At 51.5% G+C, this 21295-nt stretch carries 18 protein-coding genes and 1 pseudogene; 9 read left to right on the top strand and 10 right to left on the bottom strand.

The window, feature by feature from the left end:
- Positions 1-74 precede the first annotated feature (74 nt).
- A complete protein-coding gene (gene mutL / locus H3L95_RS00875) occupies positions 75-2069 on the top strand; it encodes a DNA mismatch repair endonuclease MutL (RefSeq protein ID WP_003757426.1) in 1995 nt (664 codons plus the stop codon).
- A 148-nt stretch (positions 2070-2217) separates the two neighbouring features.
- Here mutL and H3L95_RS00870 read toward each other — a convergent pair whose 3' ends face one another.
- From H3L95_RS00870 to H3L95_RS00860, 3 genes are all read right to left on the bottom strand, one after another.
- Entirely contained in the window at positions 2218-2628 is a 411-nt protein-coding gene (locus H3L95_RS00870) for a hypothetical protein (RefSeq protein WP_003757423.1), read from the bottom strand.
- A 937-nt stretch (positions 2629-3565) separates the two neighbouring features.
- Positions 3566-3943, bottom strand: coding sequence for an interleukin (locus tag H3L95_RS00865; RefSeq protein WP_241429712.1), 378 nt, complete (start codon positions 3941-3943; stop codon positions 3566-3568).
- A gap of 355 nt (positions 3944-4298) precedes the next feature.
- Positions 4299-6770 carry a heavy metal translocating P-type ATPase gene (locus H3L95_RS00860; RefSeq protein ID WP_040668283.1) on the bottom strand — a complete coding sequence of 824 codons (2472 nt, stop codon included), beginning with the start codon at positions 6768-6770 and terminating at the stop codon, positions 4299-4301.
- 419 nt (positions 6771-7189) lie between these two features.
- On the opposite strand from H3L95_RS00860, the gene H3L95_RS13700 reads away from it, so the two are divergent.
- Positions 7190-7315 (top strand): hypothetical protein, encoded by a 126-nt coding sequence (locus H3L95_RS13700; RefSeq protein ID WP_003757417.1) that lies wholly within the window; start codon positions 7190-7192, stop codon positions 7313-7315.
- Positions 7316-7608: 293 nt separating this feature from the next.
- Here the strand turns inward: H3L95_RS13700 and hflX are convergent, their stop codons facing one another.
- Positions 7609-8799 (bottom strand): GTPase HflX, encoded by a 1191-nt coding sequence (hflX, locus tag H3L95_RS00855; protein WP_040668282.1) that lies wholly within the window; start codon positions 8797-8799, stop codon positions 7609-7611.
- 18 nt (positions 8800-8817) lie between these two features.
- Between hflX and H3L95_RS00850 the strand changes: the two genes are divergently transcribed.
- The gene (locus tag H3L95_RS00850; protein ID WP_003757414.1) at positions 8818-8970 is read left to right on the top strand and encodes a hypothetical protein; all 153 of its coding nucleotides are present in this window, start codon (positions 8818-8820) and stop codon (positions 8968-8970) included.
- 77 nt (positions 8971-9047) lie between these two features.
- Here the strand turns inward: H3L95_RS00850 and cysG are convergent, their stop codons facing one another.
- A complete protein-coding gene (gene cysG / locus H3L95_RS00845) occupies positions 9048-10463 on the bottom strand; it encodes a siroheme synthase CysG (RefSeq protein ID WP_003757413.1) in 1416 nt (471 codons plus the stop codon).
- 97 nt (positions 10464-10560) lie between these two features.
- On the opposite strand from cysG, the pseudogene H3L95_RS13960 reads away from it, so the two are divergent.
- The 5 genes and pseudogenes from H3L95_RS13960 to H3L95_RS00815 form a co-directional block, all read left to right on the top strand.
- Positions 10561-10671 (top strand): annotated as a pseudogene (locus H3L95_RS13960) (IS5/IS1182 family transposase); the annotation flags it as partial.
- A 168-nt stretch (positions 10672-10839) separates the two neighbouring features.
- A complete protein-coding gene (cysD, locus tag H3L95_RS00835) occupies positions 10840-11754 on the top strand; it encodes a sulfate adenylyltransferase subunit CysD (protein WP_003757409.1) in 915 nt (304 codons plus the stop codon).
- 353 nt (positions 11755-12107) lie between these two features.
- The gene (locus H3L95_RS00830; protein WP_003757405.1) at positions 12108-12680 is read left to right on the top strand and encodes an RBBP9/YdeN family alpha/beta hydrolase; all 573 of its coding nucleotides are present in this window, start codon (positions 12108-12110) and stop codon (positions 12678-12680) included.
- An 815-nt stretch (positions 12681-13495) separates the two neighbouring features.
- Positions 13496-13705 carry a heavy-metal-associated domain-containing protein gene (locus H3L95_RS00820; RefSeq protein WP_003757400.1) on the top strand — a complete coding sequence of 70 codons (210 nt, stop codon included), beginning with the start codon at positions 13496-13498 and terminating at the stop codon, positions 13703-13705.
- A gap of 385 nt (positions 13706-14090) precedes the next feature.
- On the top strand, positions 14091-15134 hold the full coding sequence (locus H3L95_RS00815; protein ID WP_003757396.1) for a sulfate ABC transporter substrate-binding protein: 1044 nt from the start codon (positions 14091-14093) through the stop codon (positions 15132-15134).
- Positions 15135-15409: 275 nt separating this feature from the next.
- Here H3L95_RS00815 and H3L95_RS00810 read toward each other — a convergent pair whose 3' ends face one another.
- From H3L95_RS00810 to dnaX, 4 genes are all read right to left on the bottom strand, one after another.
- The gene (locus tag H3L95_RS00810) at positions 15410-15646 is read right to left on the bottom strand and encodes a YrhB domain-containing protein (protein ID WP_003757392.1); all 237 of its coding nucleotides are present in this window, start codon (positions 15644-15646) and stop codon (positions 15410-15412) included.
- 26 nt (positions 15647-15672) lie between these two features.
- Complete coding sequence (locus H3L95_RS00805; RefSeq protein WP_003757391.1) at positions 15673-16239, bottom strand: hypothetical protein; 567 nt, start codon at positions 16237-16239, stop codon at positions 15673-15675.
- 295 nt (positions 16240-16534) lie between these two features.
- Positions 16535-16870, bottom strand: coding sequence for a YbaB/EbfC family nucleoid-associated protein (locus H3L95_RS00795; RefSeq protein ID WP_003744574.1), 336 nt, complete (start codon positions 16868-16870; stop codon positions 16535-16537).
- A 141-nt stretch (positions 16871-17011) separates the two neighbouring features.
- Positions 17012-19195, bottom strand: a complete 2184-nt coding sequence (dnaX, locus tag H3L95_RS00790; protein ID WP_040668279.1) for a DNA polymerase III subunit gamma/tau — start codon at positions 19193-19195, stop codon at positions 17012-17014.
- A 198-nt stretch (positions 19196-19393) separates the two neighbouring features.
- Between dnaX and H3L95_RS00785 the strand changes: the two genes are divergently transcribed.
- Positions 19394-20107 carry an aldose epimerase family protein gene (locus H3L95_RS00785; protein ID WP_040668277.1) on the top strand — a complete coding sequence of 238 codons (714 nt, stop codon included), beginning with the start codon at positions 19394-19396 and terminating at the stop codon, positions 20105-20107.
- Positions 20108-20173: 66 nt separating this feature from the next.
- Here the strand turns inward: H3L95_RS00785 and mltB are convergent, their stop codons facing one another.
- Positions 20174-21256: a lytic murein transglycosylase B gene (mltB, locus tag H3L95_RS00780; protein WP_003757382.1), complete on the bottom strand. Its 1083-nt coding sequence runs from the start codon at positions 21254-21256 to the stop codon at positions 20174-20176.
- Positions 21257-21295 lie beyond the last annotated feature (39 nt).

The raw sequence follows: 21295 nt of genomic DNA, 5'->3' as shown, positions 1-21295 counted from the left end.
GTCTGAAATCCCGATTCCGGTTTTCAGACGACCTTTTGCTATAATACCCGCCAGTTTGAAAACGGAAGAAACCCATGTCCCGAATCGCCGCCCTGCCCGACCACCTCGTCAACCAAATCGCCGCCGGTGAAGTGGTCGAACGCCCCGCCAACGCCCTGAAAGAAATCGTCGAAAACAGCATAGACGCAGGCGCGACGGCGATTGAAGTCGAGTTGGCAGGCGGCGGCATCCGCCTCATCCGCGTCAGCGACAACGGCGGCGGCATCCACCCCGACGACATCGAACTCGCACTCCACCGCCACGCCACCAGTAAAATCAAAACCTTAAACGATTTGGAGCATGTCGCCAGCATGGGCTTTCGCGGCGAAGGCTTGGCAAGCATCGCCTCCGTCAGCCGCCTGATCCTGACCAGCCGCCAAGACGGCAGCGCGCACGCGACCCAAGTCAAAGCCGAAGACGGCAAACTCAGCAACCCCACCGCCGCCGCCCATCCTGTCGGCACCACCATCGAAGCCGCCGAACTCTTCTTCAACACCCCCGCGCGGCGCAAGTTCCTCAAATCCGAAAACACCGAATACGCCCACTGCGCCACCATGCTAGAACGCCTCGCACTGGCGCATCCGCACATCGCCTTCTCGCTCAAACGCGACGGCAAACAAGTGTTCAAACTCCCCGCCCAAAGCCTGCACGAACGCATAGCCGCCATCGTCGGCGAAGACTTTCAGGCGGCATCCTTAGAAATCGACAGCGGCAACGGCGCACTGCGACTCTACGGCGCCATCGCCAAACCCACTTTTGCCAAAGGCAAAACCGACAAACAATACTGCTTCGTCAACCACCGCTTCGTGCGCGACAAAGTCATGCTTCACGCCGTCAAACAGGCATACCGCGACGTATTGCACAACGCCCTCACCCCCGCCTTCGTCCTCTTCCTCGACCTGCCGCCCGAAGCCGTGGATGTCAACGTCCACCCCACCAAAACCGAAATCCGCTTCCGCGACAGCCAGCAGGTACACCAACTCGTGTTCCACACCCTCAACAAAGCCCTCGCCGACACCCGCGCCGACTTGACCGAAAGCGTCAGCAACGCAGGCGAAGTGTTGCACGAAATCACCGGCATCCGTCCCACGGCAACGTCGTCTGAAAACGAGCATCATCAGTTTCTCCAAAACCCGACCGCGTCGTCTGAAAACATTTTCGCCGCCGCACCAAATACACACGCCTCCGAACCGCGCAGCACCTTCGGTTCCGGCAAAACCGCCCCCATGCCCTATCAAGCGGCACGCGCACCGCAGCAACGCAGCCTGTCCCTGCGCGAAAGCCGCGCCGCCCTCAACACCTATGCCGAACTCTTCAAAAACACCGCAGCCGATGAAGCCGATATCGAGTTGGCACAATTCGAACAAGCCCGCTTCGGCAACACGACCGCCACGTCGTCTGAAAACCCCGCACGCGCCTTTTCAGACGACCCCAAACCCGAACTGCCGCCGCTCGGCTTCGCCATCGCCCAACTATTAGGCATCTACATCCTCGCCCAAGCCGAAGACAGCCTGCTGCTCATCGACATGCACGCCGCCGCCGAGCGCGTCAACTACGAAAAAATGAAACGCCAGCGGCAGGAAAACGGCAACCTGCAAAGCCAACGCCTGCTCATCCCCGTTACCTTCGCCGCGTCCCACGAAGAATGCGCCGCCCTCGCCGACCACGGCGACACACTGGCAGGCTTCGGGCTGGAACTGTCCGACATGGGCGGCAACACCCTCGCCGTCCGCGCCGTCCCCGCCATGCTCGGCAAAGCCGACGTCGTCTCGCTCGCCAAAGACGTCTTGGGCGAACTCGCCCAAGTCGGCAGCAGCCAAACCATCGAAGAACACGAAAACCACATCCTCGCCACCATGTCCTGCCACGGCTCCGTCCGCGCCGGCCGCCAGCTCACCCTGCCCGAAATGAACGCCCTCCTGCGCGACATGGAAAACACCCCGCGCAGCAACCAATGTAACCACGGCCGCCCGACCTGGGTAAAACTGACGCTGAAAGAATTGGACGCACTGTTTTTACGCGGACAATAAAACCGACGAAAAACAAAGGTCGTCTGAAAACGGATTTAGATTTTCAGACGACCTTTTAAGTAGGCTGGGCGGCAAAACAATATGCGAGATAGTTGCGTCAGATTAAAAACCAATCTCCCTAAAGATTTCATATATAACCGCGGCTTGTTTAATTGAAATTCTCCTGATCTAAAAATTCTAACTCTATTTCCCGGCAAACTATATCTATGCTAAAACCGGTCGGAAGATCATACCTACCGCCTATCAATTCCAGCGTACCTCCATAATCCAAGATTTCATCATCCTGCTTTAATTCTCCAAGCTCCAATACATTTTTGATATTTTTATCTTGGCTCTTCGTAGCGTATCCATAGATAAATTTCAGATAGCTGAACTGATTAAATTTAATTTTTACCCAGTCTGTATAATTGGGAGTAGAGATCTCTTGAGGAAAGTCCGGATAGTCCACACAATTGACGATGATATGGAATTCATCATTTTTCAAAGTATAACTTAATAGAGATCCCTCAATTATATGCAGAGATTGATAATATTTTCTTGGAATAGTATAAGCTGTCATATTATTTTACCTTTTCAAAAACAATGGTTTAAGCAAGTATAGATTGAGGTAAAACCCAACAAGAATTATTGAATATTCTGCGATTCCAATTTCCAACTCAATCTACCGTCAAATCAAAAGATTTCAGACGACCTTTCTCCTGAATTCAATCAACAGTAAAATGGTCTCGTTGGATTAAAACAGAACCTACTTCAGGACTGAAGGTTTTATGCAAGCTTATAACCAACAAACCATGTGCAAGGGCCACCCCATACATCCTACTTATAAAAAAGCATTTTATACAGACTACAGGCTTCTTAAATTTCGAAAGGTTCCTTCTCAACCAAATCCACATAGTCAGGATCTTCTTCGAGACACGCTGCTACCCAACCAGCTTTATCCTTTACATAAGCTGATTTCCTATAAGAAAATTTTTGGATAATTCTAGAAATATCTTTATCTAAAGCTTCTTTTGTACCCCATGTATTTGAACACTCTCCGCAACCAAAAAAAATCTTTATTATTATCAATAAAATGAACAACCCAACCAGTACAATGTTGCGTCGGGCACCTAATAACGAAATCCTCTACTGGTATTTTTGGTTTTAAAGAAGAATCTTCAGTATAAGCCGTACTGTTATGACATACAGGGCACTCTACCATGACAAATTTTAATCCTGTTTTCATCATTTGATTGACAAAATCTTTAGCCTTCAGAGTTAATTCAGACTTATTACCACAGTGTGCACAAACTATAAGCATTATTCATTCCTAATTAAAACCATATGGACCATGACCTGACACATACCAATACAAAATCTTATTATATTCTTGATGAGAATCAGCAAGCATAGGTTGGGTAAAATACAATAAATTTTGATTTTATTTAATTTTAAACTTAAAATCTAACCTGCGCTTGTTATATAAATTTTTAATACACATGTTACAAATTATGATATTAATCATTATCACAATAATAAACACTTATTGGTAGGCTAACTTTGTATTTTGCCAACTCTGCTAATAATTCACTATTGAAAATTTCAAAATTGCATTGATCTGAATAGTAAGCCTCAATAAAAATTCTAAGATCATCAGCATTATTTAATCTTAATAATTGATGATTTTTTCTAAAAAAATCTACGAATTCCTGTTCATATTCACTATCCCAATATTCTTTTGAAAATTCATTTTTGTGATTTACTACCAGACATCCATAATCATTTATTTCCCCAAATTCATCTTCTCCTCCAACATCAAAATAGTCAGTAACTTCAAGAGAAGTCTCAAGGTTATTAACCATTTTACTAGGCTTGAAATTATCGCCAAAGATCATAATTGTAAACCTTAGATACATAAAAATACTCCTTTTATTTCATAAATTTATCATCTATTCGGAACATCTTGCCACTCAAATTTCCCTTGCCATAAATATTTCCACTTTTAGCAAGCGTAGGCTGGTTCAAAACTCAACAAGAACCTTGAACATTCTACAATGTCCAATTTTCACCCTAATCTACCATCAAATCAAAGGTTTCAGACGACCTTTTAGCCTGAATTCAATCGACGCCCTCGTAGCGTGGGCTTTGCCCACGAAAAAACCACCGCCAATCCATCTTTTAAAAACTCAAATAAAAACGTCGTCTGAAAACCCAAAATCCGGTTTTTCAGACGACCTTTCCCTTCCCTACCTATTTCCTCTTCTTCAACAGCCTCAACGCGTTGCCCACTACAAACAGGGAGCTGAGGCTCATGCCCAATGCGGCGATCCAGGGTTTGACGTAGCCTAAGACGGCGAGCGGGACGGCGATGATGTTGTATGCGCTTGCCCAGGCGAGGTTTTGGCGGATGATTTCGCGTGTGCGGCGAGCTTGGGCGATGGTGGCGGGCAGGATGTTCAAATCGTCGTTGAGCAAGACCAGATCGGCGCCGTCGCGTGCGACATCGGCGCCTGCTGCAACGGCGGCGGATACGTCGGCTTGGGCGAGGACAGGGGCATCGTTGATGCCGTCGCCGACCATCAAAACTTTTCTGCCCTGTTTCTGCAAGTCTTCAACATAGGCGAGTTTGTCTTCGGGCGTGGCTTCGGCGCGGTAGGTGTCCAAACCGAGCTCCTGCGCGACTTGTGCGACGGCATTGGTGCGGTCGCCGCTGAGTAGGTGGGTGCGGATGCCTTGTTGTTTGAGGGTGTCGAGCATGGCGGCGGCGCTGTCTTTGATTTGGTCTTCGAGCAGGAAGACGGCTTGGAAACCGCTTTGGTTGCCAAGGAACACCATGCTGCCTGCGTGTTCGATGTTGGCGGCTTGGTCAGGCAACACGCCGGCTATTCCGGCGACGAAATCGGCGCGTCCCAATGCCCAAACTTGGGTTTCGTCTTTATAAGTCATTTGCGCACTGACGCCTTGTCCGATGCGGTTGACGCGTTGGGAGACTATGTATTCTGGCGCAGGGGTGGGGTCGTCTGAAAGCGTGTGGTTCAAGATGGCACGGGCGATGGGGTGTTCGGATTGTTGCTCCAGGGCTTGTGCGGCGGCGAGCGCTTCTTCTGTTTTCAGACGACCTAAGGGGATGATTCGGCTGACGGAAAGTTGTCCTTTGGTCAGCGTGCCGGTTTTGTCGAACACGACATCGTCGATTTGGGCGAGCGTTTCAAGGCTTTGTTTGCCGCTGATTAACACGCCGTCGTCGGCAAGCGCGCCTGTGGAGGCGGCAAGCGCGGTCGGCGTGGCAAGTGAAAGTGCGCACGGGCAAGTAATGACCAGCAGCGCGACGGTAATCCACAAGGCGGTTTGTGCGTCGGCATACCATGTCCAGCCGATGAAAACGGGGATGGCAAGCAGCAGCTCGCCAAACACGAAGCTGGAGGCGTATTTCTCGGCAAGCTCGGCGGCGCGCGGTTTTTGGGCGAGCGCACGGTCGAGCAGTTTGACGATGTGCGACAGACGCGTGTTGTTGCCGGTGCGGTCGGTTCGGATAACAAGCGGGCTGCCTGTATTGAGCGTGCCTGCGGTAACGTTTTCAGACGACCTTTTGACGACGGGCAGGCTCTCGCCCGTCAACATGGCTTCGTCCACTTCGCTCTCGCCGGACAACACCGTGCCGTCCACAGGAATGACTTCGCCGGGTTTGACGACGATCACGTCGCCCGCCTGAAGCTGTACAACTGCCGCTTCTTCGATTTCCTCGCTGTCGGGATAAGACGGAAGGCGGTGGCAGAACGCGGGAACAAGTTTCACCAGCCGCTCCGCCGCATCTCCTGCCCTGCGCCTTGCGATTTGTTCCATAAACCGCCCGCCCAACAGGAAAAACAGCAGCATGGCGATGGACTCGAAATACATCCCCTGCCCCGCATTGACGGCAAGGCTGTAAATGCCCGCGACAAAGGTCATCACGACCGCAATCGCAATCGGCGTATCCATGCCGACGCGGCGGTTTTTCCAATCGCGCCATGCGCCGCGGTAAAACGGCAACGCGCTGTAAAACACGACGGGCAGCACCATCAAAAAGCCGCCCCAGTGCAGGATTTCCAAAAACAGCGGCTCGATGTCGCCGCCGTAAAGATAAGTCGGCACGGCAAACATCATCGTCTGCATCATGCCCAAACCCGCGACCGCCAGCCTGACGATAAACTGTTTGCGCTCTTTCTGCGCCTGCGCCTCGACTTTTTGCGCATCGTAAGGCGCGGCGGTATAACCCGTTTTGCGGATTTTCAAAAGAATGTCCGACAGCGCGATTTTGCCCTCGTCCCACACCACGCGGCAGCGGTGCGTACTGTAATTCAAATCCACGCGCACCACGCCCGCCGTCCGTAAAAGCTGCTGCTCAATCAGCCATACGCACGCCGCGCAAGTAATGCCGCCCAGCATCAACACCGCCTCGCGTTCATCCCCTTCCCCGACCTCGACAAAATCCGCCTGCACTTCGGGCAAATCGTACAATTTCAGTTGCGACAACACTTCCGGCGGCGGCAGTTCGGATTTTTCCGCGTCGGCGGTACGCTGTTTGTAATAATTGCCCAAACCTGCATCAATAATGCTCTGCGCCACCGCCTGACAACCCGCGCAGCAGGTTTCATGGTCTTCATTTTCGTAGCGGACGGTCAAATGGAGGTGTTCGGGGACTTCCAGACCGCAATGGAAACAGGTTCTTTCCGTTTGATTCATAATATGTGCCTGATGGTGTGCCGGCAGATGGTTTGCCGCTTGAAACTTGGATTTGAAATGTTTAAAAATGTAAACTTTATTAAAGTGTCGCTTTTTAGCAGATTTTTAAAATTTTTTTACAAAACGTTTATTTTAAAACAATTTGCATATTTTTATATTATTTATTTATATTTTTCAACGATATATCCGTTTATCAATAGACGAACGGTTACCCTGCCATACCGCATATCGGTCGAATTTACCGATTATTTTAATGTAAAAACGGAACTTTTTTAAAAAAACACCATACATTTTTGTTGACCGACTCGATTTGAAGCTGCATACTACACGCATATTCCGTACAAACAGTACAATAAAAAATACAAAACATTACGCTTTTACACAAAATTTTTCATTAACTTCTTACTCGGGAAAACATCATGATTGACCGCCTGCTACCTATTTTTGCCGTTATCGGCATCCTGTCCAGCGTCGCCTACCTGAGCTTGGCGGCATGGATGATTTACGAAAACGTTTTGAAAAAACGCCGCCTCCTCCCCCTCTAAGCGGGAAACCTTTTAAACGGCCGTTTGGAAATAAAGATAAACCCTCCCTGATTTATCTTTGTTTTCCAAACGGCCTTTATTTTTTCAGACGACCTTTTGAAACACGCGGCGGCAAACGATGATCGAAATCGAAATTTGACCCGCCGCCCTTTCTATAGTGGATTAAAATAAAAATGAGACAAGGCGGCAACGCCCGCCGTGTACGGGTAGTACATAAGGGCGTTGGCAACGCCGTATCATTGCAATTTTAATCCACTATATACAGAAACAACGACAGTCAAAACACCTTGTTTTTATTCGACTTCGCAGTTTTCAGACGACCTCTTGCCGCCGTTTTCCAACACCCGTTCAATCATCGCCTCGCGCAAAGCGTCCAAGCCCAGACTTTTCGCAACCGAAATATTCACGCCGACGGCGCGTCCCGAATTGTCCCGCAACACGCCCGTATCGCGCACGCCTTGCGGCAGCAGGTCGATTTTGTTGTACACGACAAGCTGCGGCACTTCATGCGCGCCGATTTCCTCCAAAACCACATTCACATCGTCCATCTGCCGCTCGAAATCGGGATTGGACGCATCGACGACGTGCAGCAACACATCTGCCAAAGCCGTTTCCTCAAGCGTCGCCGAAAACGCCGACACCAGCTTGTGCGGCAAATCGCGGACGAAACCGACCGTATCCGTCAGAATCACGCCCGCCTCGTGCGACAGGAACAAACGCCGCGCCGTCGTATCCAGCGTGGCAAAAAGCTGGTCTTTCGCCAACACGTCCGCCTTGGTCAGACGGTTGAACAGGCTGGATTTGCCCGCATTGGTATAGCCGACGATGGCAAAGGTTTTCAGACGACCCTCCATCCGCGATTTGCGGCGCGTGGCACGTTGTTTTTTCACTTGCGCCAACTGTTTTTTCAACGCCGTGATTTTCTGCCCGATTAAGCGGCGGTCGGTTTCCAACTGCGTCTCGCCCGGCCCTTTCAAGCCGATACCGCCCTTCTGGCTCTGCAAATGCCCGTAGCCGCGCACCAGCCGCCCGCTCAAATGGTTCAACTGCGCCAGCTCCACCTGCAATTTACCCTCCTGCGATTGGGCTCGTTTGGCAAAAATCGCCAAAATCAGACCCACGCGGTCGAGGACGCGGCATTGCAGGATTTTCTCCAAATTACGCTCCTGCGTCGGCGTCAATTCATGGTTGAACACCGCCAAGCCGATGTCGTGCAGCTTCACCGCCGCCGCCAGCTCCTCCGCCTTGCCCGTACCGACGAAATAAGCCGTATGCGCCTTGTCGCGCTTGGCGGTTTCCCGCAACACCAGCTCGCCGCCCGCTGCCGCGACCAATTCCGCCGCCTCGTCCAAGGTCGTCTGAAAAGTCCGCTCGCGCACTTCGTTCGCGCCCGAATAATCCGCACTCAACATCACCCCGACCAGCATCACGCGTTCGGGTTGCTCCAAAGATTTGTCGACGGGGAAAATGTTGCGTTTGGACAAGGAAAATCCTTTCTTTTTTTGAAAAAACGGAAAGCGGCATCCATCCGTTTGATGGCTCGGCCGCTCTCTGCCCTATCTCTATCCGGCGTGCCGCACGCTCCGTTGGAGGCGTTTGTTGATGCGATTGCGTGCTGCGTCAACATCTTACACCATCCGCCCGTGAAAGCATAATCAAGAAAGGTCGTCTGAAAACCGGATTGGGGTTTTCAGACGACCTTTTGTTTGTTTAAACGGTTTAAACCAACGCTTCAGGCGGCTTGTTCGTGCAGCGTGTGGAGGCGGCTTTGCGCGGGATTTTCTTGAAACCACTTCAATTCGTCGCGCAGGGAAACGACTTCGCCGATGACGATCATCGCGGGGCGCGGGGCGTTTTCTGCCAGCTCGGACAGGTTTTTCAGACGACCTGTCACGACGCTTTGGTGCGGGAGCGTGCCGTTGGAAACGATGGCGACGGGTGTGTCGCCGCTGCGTCCGTGTGCCATCAGTTTTTCGGCGGTTTCGGCGGCTTTGAGCGTGCCCATATAGACGACCAGTGTTTGGTTGCTCAGAGCGAGCGTGCGCCAGTCGGGTTGGTGGCCGTCGTGTTTGCTGTGTCCGGTAACGAAGAGCGCGCTTTGGGCGCAGTCGCGGTGCGTCAGGGGGATGCCTGCGTAGGCGGTCGCGCCCAGCGCGGCGGTGATGCCGGGGATGATGCGGTAGGGGATGTTTGCCTGCCGCAAGACTTGGGCTTCTTCGCCGCCGCGCCCGAAAACGAAGGGGTCGCCGCCTTTGAGCCGGACGACGCGTAAACCTTGGCGGGCGTATTCGACCAGGAGGCGGTTGGTTTCTTCTTGTTGGACGTGGTGCGAGCCTGCGCGTTTGCCGACGCTGATTTTGTCCGCGTCTTTGCGCATCATGCTTAAGACGTCGTCTGAAACCAAGGCATCGTGGAACACGACATCCGCCGCCTGTATCGCCTGCAAAGCGTGCAAGGTGAGCAGCCCTGCGTCGCCGGGGCCTGCGCCGACAAGGACGACTTCGCCTTTTGCCGCGCCGAAGCCGTCAAGCTGCGCGGCAAGCTCTGCTTCGGCGGCATCGAGGTTGCCTTGGGCGGCGAGCGCGTTAAAGCGGCTGTCGAATAGGTTTTCCCAAAAGCGGCGGCGGTTTGCCGTACCTTTGATTTTGGCTTTGACCGCGTTGCGCCATTTGCCGGCGAGTGCCGCCATTTGACCGGTGTGCAGCGGGATGAGCGTTTCGATGATTTGCCGCCACTTGCGCGCCAAAACGGGGGCGGTCGCGCCGCTGGAGACGGCGATTTTGAGCGGGCTGCGGTCGATAACGGCGGGGACGGTGAAGGAACACAAATCCGCGGTATCGACGGTGTTGCAGAGTTTCGCCCGCTGCTCCGCCGCTTGGAAAATGCGGCGGTTGAAGGCGTAATCGTCGGTGGCGGCAACGGCGAAAAACACGTCGTCCAAATCGTCGTCGTGAAATTCGCTGCCCAGCCATTCGATTTTGCCTTCGTCCGCCCATTTTTGGAAAACGGGATTGAGTTCGCGGGCGACAACCCTGACCGCAGCCCCTGCCTGCAACAGGCTTTCGGCTTTGCGTTCCGCCACTTTGCCCGCACCCGCCAGCAGGACGGGGCGGCCGTTCAAATCGGCAAACAGGGGATAATGGTTCATGGCGTGTTCTCTTATTAAGCTATCGTGCCGCCCATCTTAAAATCCCGCAGGCCTCGGCGGAAAGAATGGTTTTTGCTTATCTTATCGAATTTGGTTATATGGTGGATTAAATTTAAATCAGGACAAGGCGACGAAGCCGCAGACAGTGCAGATAGTACGGCAAGGTGAGGCAACGCCGTACTGGTTTAAAGTTAATCCACTATATGTGCCGTTTCCGTTGCCGCGCGGCAAAAAGGTCGTCTGAAAACGGCAATCCCTTTTCAGACGACCCCGCCAATATAACGAAATCATCTTTGCTTCAAACAAACCATTCTTTCCGTTTTTCAGACGACCTCTTTAGAGTACCGCCTATCCGAGTTTTGCTAAAGAGAACAATATGTCTATTCAAAACCACCACCTAGACTGGCTTGAAGCCGAATCCATCTACATCATCCGCGAAGTCGTCGCCGAGGCGAAAAATCCCGCGCTGCTGTTTTCCGGCGGCAAGGATTCCGTCGTTTTGCTGGCGCTGGCGGTCAAAGCGTTCAAACTCGAAGGCCGCCCGCTCAAGCTGCCGTTCAAGCTGCTGCATGTCGATACGGGGCACAATTATCCCGAAGTGATTCAGTTCCGCGATGAAACCGTGGCGCGCACGGGCGTGCAACTGGTGGTCGGCAGCGTCGAAGATTCCATCAAAAAAGGCACGGTCGTCCTGCGCCGCGAAACCGATTCGCGCAACGCCGCGCAGGCGGTTACGCTGGTGGAAACCATTGAAGAACAAGGCTTTGACGCGCTGATGGGCGGCGCGCGGCGCGATGAGGAAAAAGCGCGGGCGAAGGAGCGGATTTTCTCGTTCCGCGACGAATTCGGACAATGGGACCCGAAAAGCCAGCGTCCTGAACTCTGGTCGCTCTACAATACTCGGCTCTTTAGCGGCGAAAACATGCGCGTGTTCCCCATTTCAAACTGGACGGAACTCGACATCTGGCAATACATCGCCCGCGAAAACCTCGCGCTGCCGCCGATTTATTACAGCCACAAACGCGAAGTCGTCGAACGCGGCGGGCTGCTCGTCCCCGTTACCCCGCTGACGCCGAAACGCGAAGGCGAAGTTTCCCAAATCCGCGACGTGCGCTTCCGAACCGTCGGCGACATTTCCTGCACCTGCCCCGTCGCCAGCACCGCTGCCACGCCCGAAGACATCATCGCCGAAACCGCGGCAGCCACCATTTCCGAACGCAGCGCCACGCGCATGGACGACCGCGTGTCGGAAGCAGCGATGGAAGAGCGCAAAAAGGCGGGTTATTTTTAAGCGGAACGCTCCGACCAAACCCGCGGCATTCACAATATTTACATCTGAATGTTTCCCTGCCCAAGGTCGTCTGAAACCGATTTCAGACGACCTTTTATTGATACAAATCTAAAAAAACTATTTGCATCACACATGAACTTTAACCAAACAACGCCCCGCACCCAAGCCCAAAGCGAGCGCTTGATTCCGACACCAAATCCGCGCCATTGCCCTTTCCACCTTCAACTTGACCACCCATCCCGATTCCCGTTTACCCGCCGCACGCAGGATAACGATAAAACTGAAACAAACAATGAGTGTTATAATAAGTAAACCGACACACCCGACAGGTCGTCTGAAAAGGAGTAATCGACATGCCCCGACGCGTCTTTATCGTACACGGTTTTGAAGGCAATCCGCACGGCAACTGGTTTGACTGGCTCTCGGCACAAGTCCGCGCCGCAGGCTTCTTCCAAGCCGACTCGCTGGCGATGCCCAATCCCGAACGGCCGACGGTTTCCTCGTGGCAGTTCGCCCTCGACCAAGTCATCGGCAAGCCCGACGAAAACACCTTTTTAGTCGGACACAGCCTAGGCTGCATCACCCTTCTGCACTTCCTCAGCCGCCAGCAACCCGAAAAAATCGGCGGCTTGGTACTGGCGGCGGGATTCGCCGACCCCCTGCCCCCGCTGCCCGCCCTTGACGCCTACATCAAAGGCGCCGCGCCCGAATTCGACATCCTGCGCAAAATCCAAATGCCCAAACACTGCATCGTCTCCGACGACGACACCCACGTCCCGCCCGAACTGACCCTGGACATGGCGGACAAACTCAAAAGCCCCGTCACCCACATCGCCCAAGGCGGACACCTGATGGCATCCGACGGCTTTACAGAACTGCCGCAGGCTTGGGAAGCCTTAAAACCGATGCTGGAAGCCAAAATCTGACCCGAACGAATCAAGCACCCGTCCGTACAAACCCGCATACCCGTTCCCAAACACAATCCGGTCCGAAACATCCATACGGATACCCGATACAGCCGATAAGCCTATTCAAACGAAGCCTTTGGGTTTCAATATAGTGGATTAAAATTGCAATGATACGGCGTTGCCAACGCCCTTATGTACTACCCGTACACGGTGGGCGTTGCCGCCTTGTCTCATTTTTATTTTAATCCACTATAAAATTCGGCAAGCCCTGAAACCATCCTCGAACAAAACCCAAAAACACACCGTTTCCCATAAGAAAGGTCGTCTGAAAATGCTTCACGCTTGTTTTCAGACGACCTTTGGTTTGAAGTTTCGGTGTTTTGGGGTTTTACGCCTGCGGCTCGCTCTAGCTGCGCTCATTTACCCAACCTTTTCAACTGTTTGGCAGCATATTATAGTGGATTAAATTTAAATCAGGACAAGGCGACGAAGCCGCAGACAGTACAGATAGTACGGAACCGATTCACTTGGTGCTTCAGCACCTTAGAGAATCGTTCTCTTTGAGCTAAGGCGAGGCAACGCCGTACTGGTTTAAAGTTAATCCACTATATTTGCCTGCCGCTGCGGCACGACAACAGTAGCGTACGGCTTTTTTCAGACGACCCGCTTGACTTTGCCTCTTGAGGGTTTACAGTACGGTCTTGGATATTTTCTACAATCTAGGATGAAATCCTACAAGCATTTGTGTTTCGACATTTGGGCACATCGTTTGCGTTGAAGTGTTGCGGCGGCCTGTCGGATTTCACGATATTTGCCCACAGAAAGGAAACCCTATGGAAACCCTCACGCTTCATATCGACGGGATGACTTGCGGCGGTTGCGTCAAAAGTGTTACCCGCATTTTGACCGGCATCGACGGCGTAGCCAAAGCCGAAGTCAGTTTGGAAAACAAAAATGCCGTTATTGAATTCGATCCGGCGAAAACCAATGCGGCGGCGTTGATTGACGCTGTGGAAGACGGCGGATACGACGCGGCTTTGTGATTGCTTGCGAAAAGGTCGTCTGAAAACGGATTCCGGTTCATATAGAACCGAATCAGCCGTTTTCAGACGACCTTTTTTTACGTTTTCGCCGGATATAGTGGATTAACTAAATCAGGACAAGGCGAGGTAACGCCGTACTGGTTTAAAGTTAATCCACTATAATCAAAACAAGATTCCGTCTCGGCGGCGGTCGTCTGAAAATGAAACCTGCTTTTCAGACGACCTTATAACCAAAATTGATATCCGCCGAAGCAAACATTATTTCCGCTTTTTATTCTTTCGAGATAAAGTGCTTTGTAATCACTGCCTGTTCATGCTTTGTGCGTTACGTCCTTATCGGCAATGAATCGGGCGAATTGTTTTCCGAATTTTTCAGGAGTGTCGAATGAATATCCGCATACTGTCGCTGGCTGCCGTCATTGCCCTTTCCGCCTGCTCGCCCAAGTCCGAACAGGCTGCCGACAAGGCGGCTGCGCCGGCGGCAAACGGCAAGGGCATTACGCTTTTAAATGTGTCTTATGATGTGGCACGGGATTTTTACAAAGAATATAACCCGTTATTTATTAAAGAATATCAGGCAAAGCATCATGGCGAGTCTATTGAAATCCAGCAGTCTCACGGCGGCTCCAGCAAGCAGGCTTTATCTGTGGCGAACGGTTTGGCGGCGGACGTGGTGACCATGAATCAGACTTCCGACATCGAGCTGCTCGAACAAAAAGGCTTGGTCAAATCCGACTGGGCTAAACGCCTGCCCGACCAAGCCGTGCCTTACACCAGCACGACAGTTTTCCTCGTCCGCAAAGGCAATCCGAAGCAAATCAAGGATTGGAACGATTTGACCAAAGACGGGGTAAAAATCGTACTCGCCAACCCGAAAACCACGGGCAACGGCCGCTACGCCTTTTTGGGCGCATACGGCTACGGTTTGAAGGCGTTTGGCGGAGATGAAGGCAAAACCAAGGAATTTGTCGCTGCTTTGCTGAAAAATACGCCGGTATTTGAAAGCGGCGGCAGGGCGGCAACGACGACGTTCAGTCAGCGTAATATCGGCGATGTTTTGATTACTTTTGAAAACGAGGCGAATCATGTCAGCAAAAAACTGACTCAAGATCAATTTGAGATTGTTTATCCGAGCTACACGATTTTGTCGGAAACACCGGTTGCCGTCGTGGACAGCGTGGCGGATAAAAAAGGTACGCAGCAGGCGGCGCAGGAATATCTGTCCTACCTTTGGAGCAAACCCGCCCAAGAGCTTGCCGCCAAATTGTATCTGCGTCCGCGCGACAGCGAAGTCCTCGCCGCACACAAAGCTGATTTCCCAGATATCGAAACGTTCAATCCGAATGAAAAATTCGGCACATGGCCGGAAATCATGAAGAAATATTTTGCTGACGGCGGCTTGGTGGACCAGCTCTCGCCCAAACGCTAAAAAACACCTTGCGCCCTGCCCCGCTTCGGCTTGCCAATCAGGCGCAAACAGCCCGAAACCTTTTTTCAGTCAGGTTTCGGGCTGTTTTGCTTTTGAATGAACGGCATCTTTTCAGACGACCTTGTCCATATCGCACATATCCTACTAGAAAATTTCATGCAGACTATGGTTTTTGAAAATACCCTGTTAGATCATATATTTCAGCTGTTATAAATTTATTTCTATTCTATATAGTTTCAAGTTTGGTGAGATACGACTTAACTAATGAGCTAACATCAACGAATAGAAGGAACTTCTCTATTTTTAGAAACAAATATAGGCCAATTTCCAATAATAGATTTGTTTATATCCATTGTTTCTAAATATTCTTTTGACTGATATGGGAAAAACCACCCATCATCATTTTCTCGTATATGAGATTCAACTATTAATAATGACATTCCTATTTCTTGCTCTATTTGACTTAAAAAAGATACTGCAATTTTCTTTGCTTCTTGATAAGTAATTATCATGGAAATACTCCATCAAACTTGGCACATCATTTCACACACGGATTGTCCAAAACGACCGAGACATCGCGTTCGGCTTTGTTCATATAGGTCATGCGGACTTTCTTGCCTTTGAATTCTGCCTCGACGACGGATTCCAACGTGGCGACATCTTGGATGAAGCCGAATTTTTTGTCTTTTGCGGAAATGAATTTGACCGGTTTTTCATGGAACAGCGAGTAGAAAGACACGCCTTTATAACCTGCGGTCACGGCGCATTGCGTTTTGCTGTCGGTGGCGATAACGGAAGAAAGCGTATGAGGCTTGTGGGTACGGTCGGCGAAGGTGGTGTAGGAATCATACGATCCGAAGCTGATCCTTAATGCAAAGGTATTGCCAAGCCATTCATAGCTCGTCCTGTCTTCGGGAAGATTTTTTGCAATGGCTTTTTTGCTTGCAAAGAAAGAGCATTCTTGAGTTTTATGGTTGCAGACTTTTCTGACGCTGAACTGTTTGTCCGGAGAAGTAATGACGGTTGCGGCGGCAAGGCTGTTTGCGCTTGCTGCGGCGAACACACAGCTTAAAAGAAGTGAGCGGATGGGAAGGGACGGTTTCATTTTTTGTTTGGTGTATCGGTTGGTTTTTAATCTTGATTGAGCGGGTTTGAATGCAATGGCGCATTCAATATGCCTGCGGCGGAATGACTGCCGATATGTTGATTTCAATCCGCAAAACAGATAATCCGAAGGTCGTCTGAAACTGCTTTTTGGCGTTTCAGACGACCTATAGTGGATTAACTTTAAACCAGTACGGCGTTGCCTCGCCTTGCCGTACTATCTGTACTGTCTGCGGCTTCGTCGCCTTGTCCTGATTTAAATTTAATCCACTATATATTTGCTTTGCGGCGCGGGTTTAGCGGAAGAAGTCGCCCATGCCTGCGGGCAGGCCTTGGGTGAATGCGCCCATGGTTTTGTTGGTGGTTTCTTCGGCTTTTTCAGAGGCGGCATTGATGGCGGCGAGCACCAAATCTTCGAGCATTTCTTTGTCGTCTGCGGCTTCTTGAATCAGGTCGGGGCTGATTTCGAGTTTGCGCACGACGTGGGCGCAGGTCATCACGACTTTAACCAAGCCGTTTCCTGCTTCGCCTTCTACTTCGGTCTCGGCAAGTTTCGCTTGCGCTTTTTTCATGTTTTCCTGCATTTGCTGCGCCTGTTTCATCAGGCCGCCTAATCCGGCTTTTCCGAACATATTTAAAACTCCTGTGGTTGAATCGTTAAGGTTATGGGGTCATACCGTTTGGTGTGAAGGGTCGTCTGAAAGCGGGTTGACGGTTTTCAGACGACCTGAATGTTTATGTATCCGAAGGGAAACGGAAATTCCCGATTGCCGTTATTCCGCCTGCTCCGCCAGTTCCAAAGAATCGGGCTGCCATTGGGCTTCGAAAACTTTTAAAACCTGACGCGCGGTTTCGTCGGCTTCGAGCAAATCCTGTGCCTGCTGCCTGCCTTCAAGCTGGAGGCGTTGGCGGCGCATGGTCGGGGTTTCCCAGCCTGCGTCGTCGCGCCACGGTTCGGTTTGCAATTTCAACGGAAGGCCGTAGGCTTCGGCAAGCGTGTTTTTGATTTTGTCGAGCCGCTCTTTGTTGGCGGTGGCGCGCGCTTCGTCAGTCAGCGACAGCATTATAAGATGGCTGTCTGCGTCGTAGTGCGTCCATGCTGCGTGTTGCGCCAGCATTTGCGCGGCGCCGAGCTTGCGGGCGAAATGTCGGACGATTGCCGCCCAGTTTTCGGTGGAAAAATCGGGCAGCGGGGCGAACTGCGTGTCTTCGTCGTCGCCGTCTTCTTCGGCTTCCGATTCTGCTTCTGCCGTATCGGCAGGGACGGCGTGTTCCCAATCCGGCGGCGGAGGCATGTCTGCGCTGTCTTCTACGGGGTAGTCATGCTCGGGCGAACCGTAATCGTAGAAAGGCTCTGCGGGAGCTTCATGCGCAAATGCTTCTGCGTCCACGGCTTCTGCGACTGGGGTCGTCTGAATTAGGTTTGTGTTTTCAGACGACCTTTCAGCCAAGGAAACCTCGGTTTCGTTGTTTGCTACCCCGTAATCGGAAACTTGGTTTTCAGACGACGTTTCGGCTTGAGGGGTCGTCTGAAACGGCGTTTCTGCTTCGTTTGCGGACGGAGTGTTTGTCTCTGCTGCGTCAGAGGTCGTCTGAACGCTCGCATCCGCCGTTTGCGCAGGTGTGTCCGATACGGTTTCCACATCGCTCGGCACGTCTTCCCAAGGTGGAACGTCGTTGTTTCCTTGAGTTGAAACCGGTTCGGCAACCTTGTTTTCAGACGACGTGGCAGGCGCAGGGGTCGTCTGAACGGGCGGTTTGGCGGCTTCAGACTGGGGAAGTTGCAAAGGCTTTTTTGCGGTGTGGACACCTGTTTCGGCAGAATGCAGCTCGGTATTTTCAATATGTCCGCCAACGTCGTGCGCATCCGCTGCCAGCGGCGCAAACGCAAGCATACGCAGCAGGGTCATGACGAAGCCGGCGTATTCGTCGGGCGCAAGGCTCAAATCCTGTTTGCCATGGATAGTGCATTGATAATAAAGCTGGATTTGTTCTCCGCTGAGTGCCTGGCTTAGTTGCAACAGGGTTTCGCGCTCAGGGTCGTCGTGTGCCAAAGCGGAAGGAACCGCCTGTATCAAGGCGAGGCGTTGCAACAGCATGGCAAGTTCGCCCAACGCGCTGTCAAAGCCGATGGCACGCGCCGCCATTTCCTGCGCTTTCGCCAGCAGGGCTTCGCCGTCTTGGTTGACAATACCCGCCAGCAGTTCGTACAGATATTGCTTGTCCACCGCACCAATCATTTGGCGGACGTCTTGTTCGGCAACGCTGCCCGAACCCATGGCGATGGCTTGGTCGAGCAGGCTCAGGGCATCGCGCATCGAGCCTGCGGCGGCACGGCCCAAGAGTTGCAGGGCAGCGGATTCGTAGGCGATGTTTTCGTTGTTTAAAACATGGGCAAGGTGGTCGGCAACCTGTTGCGAAGTCATGTTGCGCAAGACAAATTGCAGGCAGCGGCTCAAAACGGTAATGGGGACTTTGTGCGGATCGGTGGTGGCAAGGATGAATTTGACGTGTTCGGGCGGCTCTTCCAGCGTTTTCAGCATGGCGTTGAACGCACTTTTGGAGAGCATATGCACTTCGTCGATGATATAGACTTTGTATTTGCCGGCGGTCGGCGCGTATTGGGCGTTTTCCAATACTTCGCGGATGTTGTCGATGCCGGTATTGGAAGCGGCGTCGATTTCCAGCAGGTCGACGTAGCGTCCGGTATCGATTTGCGTACAGCTTTGGCACACGCCGCAAGGCTCGCCGTGTTGCGCGTTTTCACAGTTCAGGCTTTTCGCCAAAATACGGGCGATGGTGGTTTTCCCGACGCCGCGCGTACCGGTCAGCAGGTAGGCATGGTGCAGGCGGCCTTCGTCCAGCGCGTTGCGCAAGGCTTTGACGACGTGTTCCTGACCGACTAAATCGGCAAAGGTTTTCGGACGCCATTTACGGGCAAGAACTTGATAAGCCATAAGGTTTTCTCTGCTGGAAATAAATCGGAAGGTCGTCTGAAAAGTGGTTGAACGCCTTTCAGACGACCTTGGAAGATGACGGGTATTTTAGCATTTTTTTGATTTTTATTAAGGATTTTCTGCCTGCATATCGGGAAAGGCGCGTGTATATTCGTTAGAATATTACAAAATCTAAAATATCTTGAAGAACAAATCACTATGTCTGAAATCATCTTACGCAATCATTCCGCATCCATGCAGATAAACACCTTGGGTGCATATGTGGACAATTTGGTTTTACACGGTCGGGAAGTGTTATTCCCGAAAACCAGCGTCCAAGTCGGTACTGACACAAAATTACGCGGCGGGATGCACGTCTGCCTGCCGCAGTTCGGACCGGACAGTAAAAACCATTTGGCGCAACACGGTTTCGGCAGAACCTCTACTTGGCAAGTCCGTTATCAAAACGAATCGGATGTCGGCTTGAGATTAATCAGTACGGCAAAGGGCTACGAAAACGTCGAATGGCTGCTGGATTACAGCCTGCCGAATGAAAACGAAGCAGTCGCTACATTGACCGTCTGCAATTACGGAGACGCGCCCGTGCGCACTTCGCCCGGTTTCCATCCCTATTTCCCCGCCGTCGGCACCCAATTCGATTTCAACGGCGCGCCCTACGACGCCGACTATATTGCACACACGGAATTTGTCGCTTCACCATCGGATACACATGTTGCGTTTGACGGATTAAAACTCGACATCCGAACGCAAAACCTGCCCGTTTACGCGCTTTGGAGCGACCGCAACGGACAATACACCTGCGCCGAGCCTACCGCCGAAGGCAACGCCTTTTTATCGCCTGCGCGCGGCGGACAGTTTGTTTCCGGACATGGCAAAAAGCGTTACGGCATGAAAATCCGTTTGATTGCTTGAATTTGGAGTGGATTTGTTTCAGACCCTCAAATAAAAAACCACCTTGGAGAAGGTGGTTTTTAAACATTACAAACCGTTGTTGTTGATTGCATTGGCAATATCGCGCACGGCGGTAACATACATCCGGCTGTTGTTATACTGCCAAACCGTATAGAAATTATTCAGACCGAGATAATATTCAAATACGCCCGGACTAGTTTCCAAGCTGAACAAAACGGCTTTCTCATTGTCGGCAACCGCTTTTTGCGGAACCACGCCCATCGCTTTAAAATCGGCAACGGTACGGTTCAATGCAGTTTTTTCATCAATGATGGCTTTTAAATCGGGCGTAATTGTCAGATTGACGGGAACAATCATTTTGCCGCCTGTTTTCCAACCGTGTTGCTTCATATAATTGGCAACAGAGGCGGCAACGTCGCCGATATTGTTCCAAATATCACGGTGTCCATCGCCATCATAATCGACCGCCCATTTGCGATAGCTCGAAGGCATAAATTGCGGCATACCCATTGCGCCCGCATAGCTGCCTTTGAAGTCAAAAACATTCTCTTTTTCTTCTTTCGCCATCAGCAAAAGCTCAATCAGCTCGTTTTGGAAAAATTCGGCGCGGCGCGGATAATCAAAACCCAAGGTACTCAAAGCATCGGCAACGCGGAAGCTGCCCGTGTTTTTACCGTAGTTGGTTTCAATGCCGATAATCGCCACAATCAGCTCGGCAGGTACGCCGTATTTGCGTGCCACATCATCGATAACGGCACGGTTGGCAGCGTAAAACTGTTTGCCGCCGTTAAATTTCGTCGCGCCGGAGTTGCCCGTGCGGAATTCATACCAAGGGCGGGAAGTTGACGGGCGGTACATGATATTGATGATATTGCCCTTGTAAACCACGCCATTGAAAAAGTTTTGCAGCTCGGCTTCTGTAAACTGCTTTTTCGCCGCTTCATAACGGATAAACTGGCGGACATTGGTATTGGCATTAAAGCCGCTGCTGGCAACCGATTCCGCAGCAGAATCAAAAGCAGGACGCTGGTTTTTGCTTTGATTGATCGGCTCAACCGTTTTAGCAGACTCAACGTTTGTTTTGGTTGTATTGCAAGCAACAAGCAGCAACGCAGTTGATATCGCAAGAGAAGGAATAAGTTTTTTCATATCTGGATTTATAGTCACTAAGGAAGCAGTCTTAATTAT

Origin of the sequence: Neisseria sicca (assembly GCF_014054945.1) — a bacterium.
Lineage (GTDB): Bacteria > Pseudomonadota > Gammaproteobacteria > Burkholderiales > Neisseriaceae > Neisseria > Neisseria sicca.
The sequence above is the reverse complement of the archived record's forward strand: the minus strand, read 5'-3'. Positions and strand labels throughout refer to the sequence as shown.